This is a genomic window from Shewanella sp. SR1 (assembly GCF_020447145.1).
GTDB lineage: Bacteria > Pseudomonadota > Gammaproteobacteria > Enterobacterales > Shewanellaceae > Shewanella > Shewanella baltica.
The window spans coordinates 48,648-62,821 of record NZ_JAJAEF010000004.1 but is presented as its reverse complement, the minus strand read 5'-3'; the positions used below and the strand labels follow the sequence as shown (position 1 = coordinate 62,821).

At 46.4% G+C, this 14,174-nt stretch carries 13 protein-coding genes; 7 read left to right on the top strand and 6 right to left on the bottom strand.

Translation table 11 applies throughout. The features are described 5' to 3' along the window. Positions 1-14 precede the first annotated feature (14 nt). From cysQ to KV201_RS05015, 4 genes are all read left to right on the top strand, one after another. Positions 15-821: a 3'(2'),5'-bisphosphate nucleotidase CysQ gene (cysQ, locus tag KV201_RS05030; RefSeq protein ID WP_226058702.1), complete on the top strand. Its 807-nt coding sequence runs from the start codon at positions 15-17 to the stop codon at positions 819-821. Between the two features lie 61 nt (positions 822-882). Continuing rightward, positions 883-1,800 (top strand): fructokinase, encoded by a 918-nt coding sequence (gene mak / locus KV201_RS05025; RefSeq protein ID WP_006085264.1) that lies wholly within the window; start codon positions 883-885, stop codon positions 1,798-1,800. 217 nt (positions 1,801-2,017) lie between these two features. Continuing rightward, positions 2,018-2,719: a YdcF family protein gene (locus KV201_RS05020; RefSeq protein ID WP_226058786.1), complete on the top strand. Its 702-nt coding sequence runs from the start codon at positions 2,018-2,020 to the stop codon at positions 2,717-2,719. A gap of 70 nt (positions 2,720-2,789) precedes the next feature. Next, positions 2,790-3,473: a DUF2982 domain-containing protein gene (locus KV201_RS05015; protein ID WP_006081006.1), complete on the top strand. Its 684-nt coding sequence runs from the start codon at positions 2,790-2,792 to the stop codon at positions 3,471-3,473. Positions 3,474-3,622: 149 nt separating this feature from the next. Here KV201_RS05015 and KV201_RS05010 read toward each other — a convergent pair whose 3' ends face one another. From KV201_RS05010 to galU, 6 genes are all read right to left on the bottom strand, one after another. After that, a complete protein-coding gene (locus KV201_RS05010) occupies positions 3,623-5,926 on the bottom strand; it encodes an OmcA/MtrC family decaheme c-type cytochrome (protein ID WP_226058701.1) in 2,304 nt (767 codons plus the stop codon). Positions 5,927-6,431: 505 nt separating this feature from the next. Beyond that, positions 6,432-7,406: a LysR family transcriptional regulator gene (locus KV201_RS05005; RefSeq protein WP_006081008.1), complete on the bottom strand. Its 975-nt coding sequence runs from the start codon at positions 7,404-7,406 to the stop codon at positions 6,432-6,434. A gap of 313 nt (positions 7,407-7,719) precedes the next feature. Further along, the gene (locus KV201_RS05000; RefSeq protein ID WP_226058700.1) at positions 7,720-8,169 is read right to left on the bottom strand and encodes a polymer-forming cytoskeletal protein; all 450 of its coding nucleotides are present in this window, start codon (positions 8,167-8,169) and stop codon (positions 7,720-7,722) included. Positions 8,170-8,279: 110 nt separating this feature from the next. Then, complete coding sequence (gene napF, locus KV201_RS04995) at positions 8,280-8,762, bottom strand: ferredoxin-type protein NapF (RefSeq protein WP_226058699.1); 483 nt, start codon at positions 8,760-8,762, stop codon at positions 8,280-8,282. A 95-nt stretch (positions 8,763-8,857) separates the two neighbouring features. Then, positions 8,858-9,871 carry a UDP-glucose 4-epimerase GalE gene (gene galE / locus KV201_RS04990; RefSeq protein WP_012196841.1) on the bottom strand — a complete coding sequence of 338 codons (1,014 nt, stop codon included), beginning with the start codon at positions 9,869-9,871 and terminating at the stop codon, positions 8,858-8,860. Next, positions 9,871-10,779: a UTP--glucose-1-phosphate uridylyltransferase GalU gene (gene galU / locus KV201_RS04985; RefSeq protein ID WP_012196842.1), complete on the bottom strand. Its 909-nt coding sequence runs from the start codon at positions 10,777-10,779 to the stop codon at positions 9,871-9,873. Before galU ends, galE begins: the two co-directional genes overlap by 1 nt. Positions 10,780-11,102: 323 nt before the next feature. Between galU and phhA the strand changes: the two genes are divergently transcribed. The 3 genes from phhA to tyrR all read left to right on the top strand — a co-directional run bounded on the left by phhA (position 11,103) and on the right by tyrR (position 14,159). Next, on the top strand, positions 11,103-11,903 hold the full coding sequence (phhA, locus tag KV201_RS04980; protein WP_226058698.1) for a phenylalanine 4-monooxygenase: 801 nt from the start codon (positions 11,103-11,105) through the stop codon (positions 11,901-11,903). 111 nt (positions 11,904-12,014) lie between these two features. Continuing rightward, positions 12,015-12,353 carry a 4a-hydroxytetrahydrobiopterin dehydratase gene (locus tag KV201_RS04975; RefSeq protein WP_006081014.1) on the top strand — a complete coding sequence of 113 codons (339 nt, stop codon included), beginning with the start codon at positions 12,015-12,017 and terminating at the stop codon, positions 12,351-12,353. Between the two features lie 267 nt (positions 12,354-12,620). Continuing rightward, positions 12,621-14,159, top strand: coding sequence for a transcriptional regulator TyrR (gene tyrR / locus KV201_RS04970; protein WP_006085271.1), 1,539 nt, complete (start codon positions 12,621-12,623; stop codon positions 14,157-14,159). The last annotated feature ends 15 nt before the right edge of the window (positions 14,160-14,174 follow it).

Genomic DNA, 14,174 nt, shown 5'->3' with positions numbered 1-14,174 from the left:
TTAAGGACGTTTCAGTGGCAGACAAAACGACAATAGCACAGACATTGACCAAACAAGATTTATTGCAAGTGGTCGCGATTGCCAAAGCGGCGGGCGATGCCATTATGACGGTTTATGGTCAAGATGACTTTTCGGTGAGCCACAAGGGCGACGATAGTCCCGTAACGGCCGCCGATTTAGCCGCGCACCACGTGATAGTGGCGGCATTGGCGCTGCAGTTTGTCGGTATCCCTATTATGTCTGAGGAAGCGGCGGATATTGCGTGGGATGAGCGTCGTCAATGGCAAACCTATTGGTTAATTGACCCTTTAGATGGCACTAAGGAATTTATTAAGCGCAATGGCGAGTTTACCGTCAATATTGCGCTTATCCATCAAGGGGTTGCAATCGCAGGTGTGGTATATGCGCCTGTGCTCGATACCTATTATTACGGCGCTAAGCATTTAGGTGCATGGCGTCAACAAGCGGGTCAAGAAAGTCCCTTATTGGGCTCTAAAGCGCCACGCGCGATGCCGATGATTGTTGGCAGTCGCTCGCACTTGAGCCCTGGTTTAGCGCAATATTTACAACAGTTTGGCGAGCATGACATCTTAAGCGTGGGTAGCTCGCTTAAGTTTTGTATGTTGGCAGAAGGCAGTGCCGATCTGTACCCCAGACTGGGCCCTACCAGCGAATGGGATACTGCGGCGGCGCAAGCTGTGCTCGAAAGTGCAGGCGGCACAGTTGTCTGTTATGAGTCAGGTGAACCATTAACTTATAATCAAAAACCTGACATTTTAAACCCTTACTTTATTGCCACAGCCCCAGGCTGGGTGAAATAACGACCGCCTAGCATCGATATTCGTTGATGAAAGGGCGGGCTAAACACTGGAGTAGTAATTCATGATGCGCATGGGCGTCGATTTAGGCGGAACAAAAATAGAATTAGTCGCACTGAGTGATGAAGGCAATGAGCTATTTCGCAAACGTGTGACGACGCCGCGTGACTATCAGGGCACGCTAGCTGCTGTTGTCAATCTGGTCAAGGAAGCGGAAGCGACACTCGGCGAGCAAGGCACAGTCGGTGTGGGAATTCCTGGTGTGGTATCGCCCTATTCAGGTTTAGTGAAAAACGCCAACTCAACGTGGATCAATGGTCATCCCCTCGATGTGGATTTAGGGGAATTGTTGCAGCGTGAAGTGCGGGTTGCCAATGATGCAAACTGCTTTGCGGTATCAGAGTCGGTCGATGGTGCCGCCGCTGGCGCATCTGTGGTGTTTGGTGTGATTATCGGCACTGGCTGTGGCGCTGGCGTGGCAATTAACGGCAAAGTGCACGGTGGGGGTAATGGTATTGGCGGTGAATGGGGTCATAATCCTCTGCCTTGGATGACCAAGGAAGAGTTTAATACCACCCGTTGCTTCTGTGGCAATCCCGATTGTATCGAAACCTTTATCTCTGGCACTGGCTTTGTGCGTGATTATAATGCGGCATTGACGGCGGCAGGCACAGTTCGAGCTGCTGCAAAATCAGGTGCCGATATTATGTTGTTAGTCGATGAGGGGGATGCGATTGCGGTCGCTGCGTTTGATCGTTATATGGATAGGCTCGCTCGTTCACTCGCCCATGTGATCAACATGCTCGATCCCGATGCCATAGTGCTGGGCGGCGGTATGTCTAATGTTGCGGCAATTTACCCAAGATTACCGGCATTACTGGCCCATTATGTGGTGGGGCGTGAGTGCCATACGCCTGTGGTGCAGAATCTTTATGGTTGTTCATCGGGTGTGCGCGGCGCCGCTTGGTTGTGGGAAAAGTAATCTTCGCTTGGATATCTGTACTCATCTAGTGAGCTTATTAAGCTTTGAAATCAATGCTTAATGGCCTATACGTTTTATAAACATTAGCCCAGCAAAACGCTGGGCTAATGTTATCTGCTATGCGTTTCGCCGTATTTTGATGCTATGATTGCGCTCTTTTGGGTTGCTTGGCATGGACATCATGTTTTGGGTTAAGAAAGTTGTTTCACAGGGGATAATGCCGATTCCCTTTATCCTATTGTTATTAGTCATTTCTTTTCTGGTATGGCGCCGTCGGAGTATGGCTAAATACTTAGTATCGTGCGCCTTCTTTGTCTTACTCTTTTTAAGCAGTCAACTGGGTGTGAATACCTTAGTGCGGCCATTAGAATCGGCTTACCCCATTAATTCCACACTCATCACAGGCGCTTGTTTTGTGATGGTATTAGGTTCGGCGCACTCGGATATTCAAGGCGCTACTGCGGTGCAATCCTTGTCTGCAGTAGCGCTTGCAAGGCTTAGTGAAGGTGCCAGACAACTTAACTTAGGCCAAGAATGCAAGTTGATTGTCAGCGGTTGGGGCGGCGAACTCACGCAGGTTTCCCATGCTGAAATGATGGCGAAAGCCGCAGTTGAACTGGGCGTTGATAAACGTCGGATCATTCAATTCCCTTTAGCGCGAGATACGATAGAAGAAGCGCAATATTTACAGTGGGAATTAGGCGAAGAACCTTTTCGCTTAGTCACATCGGCCACTCATATGCCACGGGCTATGGCTATCTTCACCGCTAAAGGTTTACATCCTGAAGCCGCACCAACGGATTTTATTGGGAGAGATGATTTTTGGTGGCGTTTGACGGCGGATAATCTAGTGGCTTCTCAGCGGGCGATTCATGAATACATTGGCCGTTTGTGGTTATGGTTAAAGACCGTAAGTTAAAAATGGCAAGTTAAGGGTGTGGTTTCCGACTTCAATCTAAAGATAGTGAGTGTTAACAGGAAGATGAACAATGACAATTGAGTCAGAAATAGTGTCAGTGCGTCCTTTATCAAAACGAAATGGGTTAACCTTAACTTGGCTGGGCGGTTTAAGTCTGCTGCTGGGTTTGGGGCTTTTTCTAACGTGGCCAGCCTTGTTTGCTGTCGGTTTGATGTTTTTTAGTTTGGGCGCTATTTCACTTATTCTCGGTTTAGCTAAGGTGTATGAGCCGGAAACGACCCTAGCATTAGATGACAAGGGGCTGACCTATTTTCATCGTCGCGGCAAAGTGTCTATCGGTTGGGATAATATTCAAAGGGTCGATATCCCGCGGGTGACCAATGGATTAGATACCATAGAGTTATCTTATTTAGGCATTAAGCTAAAACACTTAAATCCTATTTTGGACAATATCTCCCTGCGCTTAGCCACCGGCTTATTAACAGAGCAGCGGCCTTTATTGGTGACTGCAGCCTCGCAAGATGAAGACTTAGCGACTTTAGAAACTTATCTCGGCGCAGAGTTTGGTCCTTTGGTGATAGAAGGGGATCGTTATCGCGGTGTATTGGCAATGTTTGGGCATCGCTGCGTGATGTTAGATACGCGTTTAGGTTATCACTTGTATATTCCCCATGACAGTTTGGACAGAGAAGCTAAGGACTTTATCAAGCTGCTTAGGCAACGTATTGCACAAGCCAGTCGCTTAGCGGATTAAGCTTTACCGCAGTTATTAATACGATTGATATTTCATTTTTACGTGAAGATAATTGGCAATAAAAAAGGGGACCCTAAGGGTCCCCAATGAGTTGCAGAGATTAAGTTTGGGTTGTGCAGGGGCAACCCAAAGGTACTAGTACTGCTGTGCTACTCTGCGTGTACCTTATCTACGCCGTAGGTTTTTCCTTCTTTGTGACAGGTCGCGCAAGATTCTATTGGTAGATTAGGATCTGTCATTGCATCCGCTTCAACTACCGCACCGTTACTTCTAAAGTGAGCGACAGCTGCCGCATTAGAATGAGCGTGACAGGTACGGCATGATTCAGCGACTGGGCTAATGTAGTAATCACCGACTTTGATTGAGCGTTTGCCTGAAGTTAAACCATTATCTGCAGCAAATAGTTTGGCATTGTCTTTATGACAAGCCGCACAATCTGTTTCAACCGCTGGATAACCGAACAAATCACCTTTCACATCGCGGAAGATACCTTCTACTACACCGAAGTTACCGCTGTGGAAACGGTGAGCAACTGTGAATAGGTCTTTGTTATTGAAGGTCACTTCAGGATTAACAACTAACTTACCATCATCGCCTTTATAGCCAGTTGCACCGTGGCCAGAAGCGCCAGTGGTGTCGTTATGGCAGTGCATACATTGGTCGAAGGTGTAAGTGCCGTGTCTTGAACCTTTTGCATAATCTAAGGTGCCATGACAAGCATTACACTTAGTTTCTGCGACTGTGATGCGAGCAGGATCAGTCATACGGGCTTTAGTGACTGCACTACCATCAGGGCTATAGAATTTCACTGCAGCTTCGTTACCGATAGGGCTAGTTGGACCAAACTCTAAGTTTGTAGTATTACAGCTAACCACTTTACCCGCTTTAGCACAGAAGTTGGCTTCTGAACCTACGTAGAGAGTGCCCACAGCTTGCGCATCTGGGATATCTTTAACGATAGTTAACACGCCACCAGCAAGTGTTCCACTGTCTAGCTTAATACTGATTGCAGCAGGTTTAACATCTCTCCAAGAGTACACAGTACCGTCAGTGGCCACATTACCGATCAATAGACCATTAGCGACAAACATCGCTGTTGGGTTAGTGGTCGCGTTGTAGGCTTTTAACGATGTACCATCAGCAATTGGCGCACCATTTAAGGTGACATTGGCTGTTAAGGTTAAGGTTTTCATGCCTAGAGTAGCTGATGGAACTGTTGTAGCACTGGTGAAGTCAACTTTGAACAGAGATGCATACTCTGCACGTTTACCAACACTGTGAACCACCGCAGGTGACAAGTTACCTGTGCCGTGGCAAGAGCTACATTGAGTATCATCTGCTTGAGCTAGGGCAAATTCAGAGTGGTTTTCACCCGTCGCAAAGTTGACTGTCATATGGCAGCCTACACAAGCTTGGGCGTAAATAGTGTTATAGCTAGGTTGGTCTGTAGTATGACAGGTCGTACATTCTTTCAGATCAGATGGGAAGCCAATTTCACTCCATTCTTTAGCTTTATCATTGCTAGGGTCAAAGTTTGCTGCGTTTTCTGCGCCAGAGTGGATCCTATGGATCATTGCAGGGAAGTCATAAATTAGACCCGCTGCAAGGTTTTCATCACTTGGCACTTGAGCAGGGTTATGACAGGCAATACAATTTTCAACGCTTTGATAGTTATGGTGAGCTTCAATTTTGGCTATTCTGCCATCAACTGCGCCATGACAGTTGATACAAGCTGCATCGGTAACAGTATCTTTACCTGCAGTACTAACAACTTCATTCGTTGAAGGAATGTAATTTAGAGGCTCAGATAAAACCTTGTCTGCAATTGCCACTCCGTTATCGTTGGTAATGTTATAGGCGCGCATAAAGAACCGATGCGGAGCCGTTAGGTCGTCATTGGCGTTCATGATTGGCGCTGCGCCGTCATAGGTCCATGTACCCGTATAAGTGCCGGGTGAGGCAGGATCTTCAACTAAAGTACAGGCTTTCCCCGTTTGGCCACGTGAAGTGTATTCCCCTGTCAGCGTACAGTACATAGATGTACTATTTCCTGCTGCCGCGCCGTTATTAACCCATTGCAGCGGGGCTCCCGAACCAGAATTGTTTTCCATGGCGGTCACAGAGTAAAGTGAAACCATATCGAGTCCAGTAAAGGGCACTGTTTTGGCTTGAGCGTTTTTACCTTGAACATTAAATTTAATTTTGAATTCCCCAGCGCCAGCAATACTAATGTCTTCTGGGATGATTACAAAGGTAACGTCGCCAGCGGAGGCGACAGTATTCACAGTCAATCCAGCAGGGGTTCCTGGTGTTCCGGGAGTGCCTGGTGTTCCGGGTGTACCTGGTGTGCCAGGTGCCCCATCTTGACCATCGCTTCCGTCCCCGCAGGCGGTAAGGCTTAAGGTACTGACGAGAGCCAGTGCCAGTAGAGATTTATTGTAGTTTTTCATCATCGCGTCCCTTTTTCTTTCTATAAGACTGCGTGTGCAGTGCCTCTAATATAGGAGGATTCACCTACTTATAAAGTGGTATTTGCAAGTTTGTATCTGATATGTGAACGATGATTTAACAAACGCGAATGGGAATTCTAAAATTTGCATTTTGATATTTTAAATAATGAAATTCAGCTGGAAAGCCATGATGGACATCACAATTTATATTTTTCAACTTGGGCTTCAGTGAAGAATTCATTTTCGGTTAAGCAAAATACACGAGGCTAAGATAGCCTAAATCTCAGTGATGGAATTGACGTTTTAAGCATCAAAGCGACAGGGGAAATAAGCGGTAATCTGTCTGAGGATCAGTCTTGTTAAGAGAGAAAATATCGATGAAATTTTGCTGTTTTAAACTTCGGTCTTTTACTACCTAAACCCCGTTTAACATCGACACATCGCAATGGTGTAAACAAGGTTTAGTGAATGATATATCCACGAGCTTGGCTGAGCTTATTGTCTCGCGTTAGCGTGCGGGATCGAGCGCGGCAAGTAAGGAACGCACGACAAGCGCGCTTTGACTCTGGCTGTATCGCCGATGAATTGCTGGTTTTTCAATAAGATAATATTGTGGCGCCATCATAGTATCGTGGAGTCGATTGAGCTCTGTATCGCTTAGGCGTTCTAAGTGTAATCCGGGCATGTGTTTTACTGTGTGCATATCAATGCTGGAACAAAAAGCCACACTCTTCATGGTGAGTAAATGGGCGTACCACTCCTCCCTGTCGATGACTTTATCCACCGCTGGTAGCAAGAGGCCTTGGCGCTGGCAAAATAATTCTAAGGGGTCAATTTTGCTATTAAAGCCCTTCACTTCTTGGTACAGGAATGGATGGCGACAGATTTGCTCTAAGGTAATATCGGTCTCAATCTGCCACAGAGGATGTTGTTTGGCGGCAACGATGTAAACGCCATTGACTGAGCCCAGTTTGGTATAGCTTAATTCTTTATTTTCAGCACTTTCTAAGGTAATACCAAAATCCAGCGCACCTGCGTGGATTAACTCAGCGCTATTCTCTTGCCATTTATGTAAACGTATTTGCCCTAGCGCTTGGGCGACGTCCGGCGTGCTTAATTGTGGCGCTAAAAAGCTCAATAGCCCATTACAGGCGGCAATATGCAGCGGTAAATCGGCATTAATGGCTGCATTTTGTATCTGAGTTGCAGATTGTTCGAGGTGATAAACTGATTCAGTAAACTGGCAAATAGCCACATACAGGCTTTCTGCTAGGGGAGTGGGCTTTAGCCCCTGTTGACGGCGATAAAACAGTTCATCGTTAAAGGTCAGGCGTAATGCGTTGAGGCAGCGGCTAATTTTCGGTGCAGAAACATCCAGCGCTTTGGCGGCACTGTTCGCGTGCCCTGTGTCGAAAATACTTTTAAATACCAGCAAGGTAAAAACATCGAGTTCACAGATTTGTTTGAGTAATAAGTTGCTCATTTTGTATTTTGCCCTGTATGAGTCTTAACTATTTTTTGCGGGGTTATTAAGGGCATTCTGTGGCTCTGACTCTGCTCCTTGCTATTACCCGAACCGCCGCGATTAGCCGCTAAGATTAACAGCAGTCGTGCGGATTAACTGTGATCACTCTCGGTAAAATAACAATTATTTAACCATTGTAAAGAGTGTTATTTCGCAGGCATTTATTTGGCTGGTCAGTGAAGGGCTTTGAGTCGGGGTATTAAAAAAGATCGAGCTAAAAATACAAGCTCGCCTAAGTGGGTGAGCTTGCGAGTGTCATTTATCCGCCGTTTTAGCGAGATTCTATAACATCGTTTTGTACGTGCGATAAGTTACGATTGTCTGTTGCAGGAGTGTGGCCTATTGCATGGGAATAAATGGTTGGCGCATCTTCTTTAATCCGCATGCCGATAAACTGGCCGCCCTCAAGGATTTGCATTGAAGTACTCGCCACTTCGCCATCGACAACGCCATTACGCTGGATCACTAAACGCTCACAAATGAGTCTGCCTTTGAAGTGTCCGTCAACGATAAATTCATGGCACTTTACTTCGCCTTGAATCGTACCGCCTTGTTCTATCGTGATATTAGCCTCAGAAAGCAGTTGACCTTGGATATCACCGCCAACAAGCACATCGCCCGTTAATTCGATGTTCCCCGTGAGTTTAGTGCCTCGAGAAATAAAGCTTAAAGAGGGACTTTTTTTAGGGGGGAAGAACAGTTTTTTTACAAAAATCATCATAAATCAACTTAATTCGAGAAGGGATTAACTGAGTTCAATAGAGGCGCGATACTAGCGTAAAACGGATAATAAGCACAGCTTTGTATGGGTAATGCGATGGCTTTGCTGCATTAAGTCGGTCGGGTTATTTCAATGGCCTTGCTAGGGCAGGGAGCCACACAGGCGCCGCATCCGGTACAAAGTTCAAGGTCTATTTTCGGACGTGGAGCTTGGCCAATATTGAACACAAAACTGATGGCTCTAGGCTCACAGGCATCCTTACAACTTTGGCACCAGATCCCTTGAAAGGTTAAACAGTTCTGTTGAACACGGGCTTGATACGACCAAGGTGTTTGGGCTAAATCGAAGATATTTTCAGGGCATGCCTTAGCGCACAGCGTACAAAATGTACACTCATTGTCTTTAAAGGAGACTTCAGGAAATCCGCCATCGCCTTTGATGATGATCTGGGTTTCACATACCTCAACACAGGCTGAGCAGCGCGTGCATACATCGGTGAACTCGATATCATCACGCACCCAAGGCGGCCTCAAGGCATTATCTTTACGGCGGCGAAAGAGGTTGCGACGACTGTGATTAATACTTTGAGTCATGTTGCTCCTCGAACGGTTAATTATTTAAAGTGATGGGCGTATTCAAAGTGATAAAGAAAAATGGCTTGGGATATTTCCACAAGCCATTCAATTTGTTAGCCGTTATAACCATTGGGATTGGTCGATTGCCAATGCCAGCTACTGTTGGCCATATCTGCTAGCGTATGCGTTGCTTGCCAGCCGAGATCTTCCCGTGCATGGGTTGGATCGGCGTAGCAGGCGGCAATATCGCCCGGACGACGTGGCGCAATTTGGTAAGCAATAGGCTTACCACAGGCTTTTTCAAAGGCATGAACCATGTCTAAAACACTATATCCTTGGCCTGTGCCTAAGTTATAGGTGACCAGACCTGGTTTAGTGGCCAATTTAGCCAGTGCTTTTAAATGGCCATTGGCTAAATCCACCACATGGATATAGTCACGCACGCCAGTCCCATCATGAGTCGGATAATCATCACCAAACACGCTTAAGGCGGCACGTTTACCCACGGCAACCTGCGCAATAAAGGGCATTAAGTTGTTAGGGATATCGTTAGGATCTTCGCCGATTAAGCCACTTGCATGGGCGCCGACCGGATTAAAATAACGCAGACGAGCGATATTCCAGCTTGGATCGGCATTGTGTACATCTGCCAGTATATGTTCAACCATCAACTTAGACTGACCATAGGGATTGGTCGCCCCAGTGGGGAAGTCTTCGGTGATAGGCAAACTGGCTGGATCGCCATATACAGTGGCCGATGAGCTGAAAACGAGATTTTTCACCTTAAACTCCGCCATAACTTGGCAGAGGATCAGGGTTCCTGTGACGTTATTCTCATAATACTTAAGGGGTTTAGCGACGGATTCACCCACAGCCTTTAATCCCGCAAAGTGAATAACCGAATCGATAGCATGATCGTTAAACACTTTCTGTAATAAGGCTTTATTGAGAATATCGCCTTGATAGAAAATGACCGATTTACCTGTGATCCGCTCGACTCGATTTAAGGCCTCTATGCTCGAATTAGACAAATTGTCTAACACAATCACGTCATTGCCAGCATTGAGCAGTTCTACCACAGTGTGAGTGCCAATATAGCCAGCACCACCGGTCACTAAAATCGTCATTACTTCATCCCTTTTACAACGGTTTTTAAATATTGCGCAAAATCTTCACCGATTTCGCTGTGGCGCAGGGCGTATTCAACGTTCGCGCGCATGTAACCTTGCTTGTTACCACAGTCGTGACTCTTGCCTTCCATATAATAAGCGTTCACGGTTTCTTGTTTCATTAACATAGCAATTGCATCCGTTAATTGAATTTCATCGCCCGCGCCCGCAGGTGTTTTAGCCAGTAGTGGCCAAATGCTGGCAGGTAACACATAACGGCCTACAACGGCTAAGTTAGATGGCGCTTCATCCACGGCTGGTTTCTCAACCAATTCAACTAATGGCTCAGATTCACCAGGTTGTAAATCATGGCCATTCACATCAGCAATACCGTACTGATTGACGACGTTGTGCGGCACGCCTTCAACCATGATTTGACCCACTTGGGTTTCATCAAATAGCGCAACCATAGCGGCTAAGTTATCGCGACGCAGATCACAGCTGGCTTCATCGATGATCACATCAGGCAGCAATACTGCAAATGGTGCATCGCCGACGACTGATTTTGCGCACAAAATGGCGTGGCCTAATCCTTTCGCCTGAGATTGACGCACGCTGATGATAGTGACGTCTTTAGGGCAAATAGATTGTACGGCTTCGAGTAACTGACGTTTAACGCGGCGCTCGAGTTGGGCTTCTAATTCGAAACTGGTATCGAAGTGGTTTTCTATAGAGTTTTTACTGGCGTGGGTCACTAGGACAATTTCTTTGATCCCAGCAGCGATAGCTTCACTGACCACGTATTGGATCAATGGCTTATCGACAACCGGTAACATTTCCTTTGGAATCGCTTTGGTCGCAGGAAGCATACGAGTGCCTAAGCCTGCGACGGGAATAACGGCTTTACGAATTTGATGTTGTTTCATTGCGAACCTTTTAGGTCAAGGAGATGCGATTAATGGCCAATATTGTAAATGACCTGCACAGAAAAGCTATTTACAAACACTAAAAAATTGAGGAAATCTAAGTATTTTAACGGCAAATTCAGGCATAAGTTTTAGCAAAGGTAGCACAGTGGATCTAATCCAGCATTCATGGCATGTACCAGCAGGGGGATTTTAATGACCTTGTAATATTTGCTTTACGTTTACGTCACAGTAGCGGCACAAGAATAAAGTGTGAGGGAGTTAACAAATTTAAAGCCTTAGACCACTATGGAGTCATGAGTGTTAGCCACCAAGTGAAGATTATGACGAAAGGAACAGAGTACATCGCTCACAGAGCCGATGACACTGGGTTTATCCATTACCCGCAAGAAGAGCACGATATTTGGCGTCAGCTTTACGCCCGTCAAGCCGTTAATCTCCCCGGTCGTGCCTGCAAGGAATATCTGCAAGGGCTCGATGCCTTGGGTATGCCAAAGGATCGCATTCCGCAACTTGCCGAAATTGATGCGGTATTACAAGCGACCACTGGATGGAAAACGGCGGCGGTCCCTGCGTTGATTTCCTTCGGCCGTTTCTTTGAATTACTGGCCAACAAAGAGTTTCCTGTGGCCACCTTTATTCGCCGCAAGGAAGAGTTTGATTACCTGCAAGAGCCAGATATTTTCCACGAGATTTTTGGTCACTGCCCTTTGCTCACCAATCCTTCATTTGCCAATTTCTCTCATATGTATGGCCAGTTAGGTTTACATGCTAGCAAAGAGGAAAGGGTATTTTTAGCGCGTTTGTACTGGTTTACGGTTGAGTTTGGCATACTGCAACCTAAAGACGGCGCCTTATGTATCTATGGCGGCGGCATTTTAAGCTCTCCCGGGGAAACCTTGTATGCGATGGAAAGTGATGTGCCAGAGCGTCGACCCTTTGATTTATTAAATGTGCTGCGAACCCCATATCGGATCGACATTATGCAGCCGATTTATTATGTGATTGAGCACATTGATATGCTGGATGAAATTGCCAAGATGGACATCATGGGTTACGTCACTAAGGCCCGTCAGTTAGGTTTATTTGCCCCTAAATTTCCGCCAAAAGCCAAGGCGAGTTAGCCTCGTTGATGAGTTGACTCGTTATTTGGCTGGCATCTGATTTAAGTTATTAATAGAAAATGAGTAAAGTGCAACTGAATATCCCTATCAATGTTGCCAAGAGGAGTATGTATGACAGCGTTATCGAATATGAAATGTGAAGCGTGCCAAGCCGACGCACCTAAAGTGACCGATGAAGAATTGGCCGAACTTATTCGTATGATCCCCGACTGGGGCGTGCAAGTGCGTGACGGCGTAATGCAGCTTGAGCGCGTTTACAAGTTTAAAAACTTTAAACTGGCGATGGCATTCACGAATAAGCTGGCGGATTTAGCGGAAGAAGAATTCCATCATCCAGGTATTTTCACTGAATGGGGCAAAGTGACTGTCACTTGGTGGTCACACTCTATTAAGGGTCTACATAAGAATGACTTCATCATGGCAGCCAAGACAGACCAGTTATTAGTCTAATTAATTCGCCAATTTAATCAGCATCTTAATCTATTTTTCGATGCTGATTTTTTCTTCCTGTTACAATTCAACTGTAAACTAGGCTTGCCACTTTCTGTTTAACCTTCTAACGTATACGGGCTCTGCTATTTACCCTCATCGCTGACGTTTTCGTTAAGGTAACAACTTGCCTAGCAAGCGTCATTTTTGTTGTAAAGCTTAAGGCGAAAAATAGCTCTGCACGGTTTATCCCCAAAATTCGAATCAAAAAAGGGAATATCAGTCATTATGCGCTTGGAAGTCAGCTGTCAGGATCGTGTTGGTTTAGCCAAAGATATCTTAGTCGTGTTAGAGCGTTATGGTATTAATTTAATTGCCATTGATGCCAGTAACCAAGGATTCCTGTACTTACAATTTGCCGAAATCAGTTTTGAAACCTTAAGTGCCTTGATGCCGCAGATCCGCAAAGTGGAAAGTGTCCATGATGTGCGTACGGTGTCGTTTATGCCCTCAGAGCAAGAACATTACGCCCTTAAAACCCTGCTCAAAACCTTACCCGATTCCGTTTTCTCCATCGATGCTAAAGCGCGTATCCGTATCGTTAACGAGTCCGCCTTGCTCAATATCGGTATGGGTGAGCACGAAGTGCTCGAAGAGTCGCTCAATCATTGGGTGCAAGGTTTTAACTTCAGCCGCTGGTTGAGCGAAAGCCAAGTCTTACCGCAAGCGGCGAGGGTACAAATCGGTCCAAACGAATATCTAGCCGAAATGCTGCCGATTTACCTGCCCGATGAAGATGAAAAAACCATCTTGGTTGGCGCTGTGGTGTCGCTAAAATCCCCTGCGCGGGTTGGAAAACAATTTAACGCCCTGCAGAATCAAACTACTGGCTTTGAAAATGTATTAGCCAGCAGTGACAAAATGAAGGAAGTGCTTAAGCAAGCGCGGCGGATGGCCCAGCTCGATGCGCCTTTATTGATCACAGGTGAAACGGGTACTGGTAAAGAATTAATGGCCAGAGCCAGCCACGATGCCAGTATGCGCCGCGAGAAACCCTTTATCGCCATCAACTGCGCTGCTCTGCCTGACAGCGCCGCCGAAGAAGAACTATTCGGTTACGTCAGTCAGGGCAAAGTCGTTAAACGGGGTTTCTTTGAAGAAGCTAAAGGCGGCACAGTATTTCTCGATGAAGTGGCTGAAATGTCTAAGGCCGCCCAAGTTAAGCTGCTTCGGCTATTGCAAGATGGTACCTTTAGACGCATAGGCGGCGATGAAGAAGTCCGCGCCGATGTGCGGATCATCTGCTCAACCCAGAAGAATTTAGCCGAACTGTGTCAAACCGGTGAGTTTAGGGAAGATTTGTACTATCGCATCCATGTGCTGAGTTATCACATACCGTCACTGCGCGAGCGTAAAGTCGATATCATTCCTCTGACGGAAATGTTCCTCGAACATTACAGCCAACAGTTGTCTAGCCCAGTGCGGCGGATTTCGGCCCAGTGCCGCGATCATTTGCTCACCTACGCTTGGCCAGGTAACGTACGCCAATTAAAGAACGCAGTATTTAGAGCTGTGTCTATGTGGGATGGTTCGGCCGAGTTGACGGTAGAACAATTAAAACTGCCGTCCTACGCCGAAGGTTTTGGTTACTTTGACAATGAGTTTGAAGGCAATCTCGACGATGCAATGAAGCAGTTTGAAGCGAGTCTGTTGCGTCGGTTATATCCTGCCTATCCGAGCACTCGGCAGTTAGCGAAAAAGCTCGGGGTGTCGCACACCGCTATTGCCAATAAGCTGCGTGAGTACAAGATAGCCAAACGTCGTTAAGCCGAGTCTTGCTGG

Excerpts from the sequence above, each read along its gene's own strand:
- phhA (WP_226058698.1), top strand. The coding sequence starts at position 11,103 with ATGACGAAAGGAACAGAGTACATCGCTCACAGAGCCGATGACACTGGG.
- napF (WP_226058699.1), bottom strand. The coding sequence starts at position 8,762 with ATGACTCAAAGTATTAATCACAGTCGTCGCAACCTCTTTCGCCGCCGT.
- mak (WP_006085264.1), top strand. The coding sequence starts at position 883 with ATGATGCGCATGGGCGTCGATTTAGGCGGAACAAAAATAGAATTAGTC.
- KV201_RS05005 (WP_006081008.1), bottom strand. The coding sequence starts at position 7,406 with ATGAGCAACTTATTACTCAAACAAATCTGTGAACTCGATGTTTTTACC.
- KV201_RS05020 (WP_226058786.1), top strand. The coding sequence starts at position 2,018 with ATGCCGATTCCCTTTATCCTATTGTTATTAGTCATTTCTTTTCTGGTA.
- KV201_RS05015 (WP_006081006.1), top strand. The coding sequence starts at position 2,790 with ATGACAATTGAGTCAGAAATAGTGTCAGTGCGTCCTTTATCAAAACGA.
- galU (WP_012196842.1), bottom strand. The coding sequence starts at position 10,779 with ATGAAACAACATCAAATTCGTAAAGCCGTTATTCCCGTCGCAGGCTTA.
- tyrR (WP_006085271.1), top strand. The coding sequence starts at position 12,621 with ATGCGCTTGGAAGTCAGCTGTCAGGATCGTGTTGGTTTAGCCAAAGAT.
- KV201_RS04975 (WP_006081014.1), top strand. The coding sequence starts at position 12,015 with ATGACAGCGTTATCGAATATGAAATGTGAAGCGTGCCAAGCCGACGCA.
- KV201_RS05000 (WP_226058700.1), bottom strand. The coding sequence starts at position 8,169 with ATGATGATTTTTGTAAAAAAACTGTTCTTCCCCCCTAAAAAAAGTCCC.
- KV201_RS05010 (WP_226058701.1), bottom strand. The coding sequence starts at position 5,926 with ATGATGAAAAACTACAATAAATCTCTACTGGCACTGGCTCTCGTCAGT.
- galE (WP_012196841.1), bottom strand. The coding sequence starts at position 9,871 with ATGACGATTTTAGTGACCGGTGGTGCTGGCTATATTGGCACTCACACT.